The sequence below is a fragment of the Brooklawnia sp. genome, assembly GCF_049651565.1.
Lineage (GTDB): Bacteria > Actinomycetota > Actinomycetes > Propionibacteriales > Propionibacteriaceae > Brooklawnia.
The window spans coordinates 1-2,268 of record NZ_JBASCI010000066.1; the positions used below are offsets into that span (position 1 = coordinate 1).

The window sequence follows — 2,268 nt, forward strand, 5'->3', positions numbered from 1 at the left end:
GTTCGCACTCCGCGCTGCCGCAGGTACTCGGCGACCATCACCGCGGCGGGGGCACCGATCGGCGCCTCCACCAATGCAACCTCGCGGCCGTCACGTTCGACCAGGTGGATCGGGAAACGCGTCGTGACGAAGTCGGCGACCCCGACCTCGGGCAGGCCCTCGGCGGCGGCGTGCGCCCGGACGGCGGGGCCCAGGATGGCCAGCACCGCCCGTTCGGGCAGCTCCTCCCCCCGACCCGGCCGGGTGAGTTCGGACACCAGGTCCACCGGGTCGTCATCGTGGTCCAGGATCGGCCAGCGGCCGGGAGTCAGCATCGAACCTCCTCGCTGCGTCGGGTTGAGGGCATGCGTCCCGATGACAGCACACCGACGCGCAGCGCCCCGGACCAGATGATCCGGAGCGCTGCGTCGGGTGCGGATGATCAGTTGCCGGAAGTCAGCTTCTGACGCAGCTCCTGCAGTGCCTCATCGAAGGCCAGCGAACCTTCGGTGGAAGCGGGCTCGGAGGCGTAGCCGGTGCTGCCGGTCGCGCTGGGCACGGCAGCGGCGGCGGCCGACTCCTCGGCCTCGGCGGCCTGCTTCTTCAGCGCGAGCCAGCGGGCCTGCGCCTCGGCGTACTGGGCCTCCCAGGCCGCCTGCTGCTCCTCGTAGCCGGGCTTCCACTCGTTGGTCTCCGGATCGAAGCCCTCGGGGTAGATGTAGTTGCCCTGATCGTCGTAGCTGGCGGTCATTCCGTAGAGCGAGGGATCGAAGTCGTCGGCTGCGATGTCGACACCCTGGTTGGCCTGCTTCAGGCTGAGCGAGATCCGGCGACGGTCCAGGTCGATGTCGATGATCTTGACCATCACGTCGTCGTCGACCGAGACCACCTGCTCGGGGATCTCGACGTGCCGCTCGGCCAGCTCGGAGACGTGCACCAGACCCTCGATGCCGTCCTCGACGCGGACGAAGGCACCGAACGGGACCAGCTTGGTGACCTTGCCGGGGACGATCTCGCCGATCTGGTGGGTCCGGGCGAAGGTCTGCCACGGATCCTCCTGGGTCGCCTTCAGCGACAGCGAGACCCGCTCGCGGTCGAGCTCGACGTCCTTGACCTCGACGGTGACCTGCTGGCCGACCTCGACAACCTCGCTGGGATGGTCGATGTGCTTCCAGCTGAGTTCGGAGACGTGCACCAGGCCGTCCACGCCACCCAGGTCGACGAAGGCGCCGAAGTTGACGATGGAGGAGACCACACCCTTGCGGATCTGGCCCTTCTGGAGCTGGTGCAGGAAGCTCTGGCGAACCTCCGACTGGGTCTGCTCGAGCCAGGCGCGCCGGCTGAGCACCACGTTGTTGCGGTTCTTGTCGAGCTCGATGATCTTGGCCTCGATCTCCTGGCCCACGTAGGGCTGCAGGTCGCGCACCCGGCGCATCTCGACCAGGGACGCCGGCAGGAAGCCCCGCAGGCCGATGTCGACGATCAGGCCGCCCTTGACCACCTCGATCACGGTGCCGGTGACGACGCCGTCGGACTCCTTGATCTTCTCGATCGTGCCCCAGGCGCGCTCGTACTGGGCGCGCTTCTTGGACAGGATCAGGCGGCCTTCCTTGTCCTCCTTCTGCTGGACGAGGGCCTCGACCTCGTCACCCACCTGCACCACGTCGAACGGATCGACGTCGTGCTTGATGGACAGTTCCTTGGAGGGGATGACACCTTCGGTCTTGTAACCGATGTCGAGTAGGACCTCGTCCCGATCGACCTTGACGACGGTACCGGTGACTATGTCTCCGTCGTTGAAGTACTTGATGGTGGAATCGACCGCGGCCTCGAAGGCTTCCGGCGTGCCGATGTCGTCAATAGCGACCTGATTCGAGGCCTCAGTGGAGGAGGTCATGTAGTAGGGCTCCGATTACTGGTGGATTATTCGATTGGGTGCGTTGCGACCCTTGCGCGATCGAATCGACCGGCCCCGTGGCCGGCAGGTCCACATCGCACGCGCCGCCTGCTCCGTCCGAGGTTGCGCGGCCACAATGCCCACCAAGTCTATGTGCGCCGCCCGGCGAGGGTCAATCCAGGTCGTTCGGCTGCCGGCGATTTGGTAGCCTCGGCCCCAGACCACAGTGAACTGCCTGGCCGAGGAGATGTCAGATGTGCTCAAGCCGCACCAGGGTGCTGGGCATGGTTGTGGTGCTGGCGTTGCTGGGCGTCGGACTTCTCCTCGTCGCAGGCCCCCGGTGGGTCGGCGAACCCGGCTTGCCCGGTCGCCTGCGCACCCCGGGCGAGGCC

Annotated in this window: 2 protein-coding genes; both read right to left on the reverse strand. The window is 66.9% G+C overall.

What is annotated here, in order from left to right:
• Positions 1-314: hypothetical protein (locus tag WBL05_RS03230; RefSeq protein WP_424223698.1), on the reverse strand; the 314-nt coding region annotated here is incomplete at its 3' end.
• Between the two features lie 107 nt (positions 315-421).
• Positions 422-1,876 (reverse strand): 30S ribosomal protein S1, encoded by a 1,455-nt coding sequence (rpsA, locus tag WBL05_RS03235; RefSeq protein WP_424223700.1) that lies wholly within the window; start codon positions 1,874-1,876, stop codon positions 422-424.
• Positions 1,877-2,268: the final 392 nt, after the last annotated feature.

Coding starts and splice junctions, on each gene's coding strand:
- rpsA (WP_424223700.1), bottom strand. CDS start 1,876: ATGACCTCCTCCACTGAGGCCTCGAATCAGGTCGCTATTGACGACATC.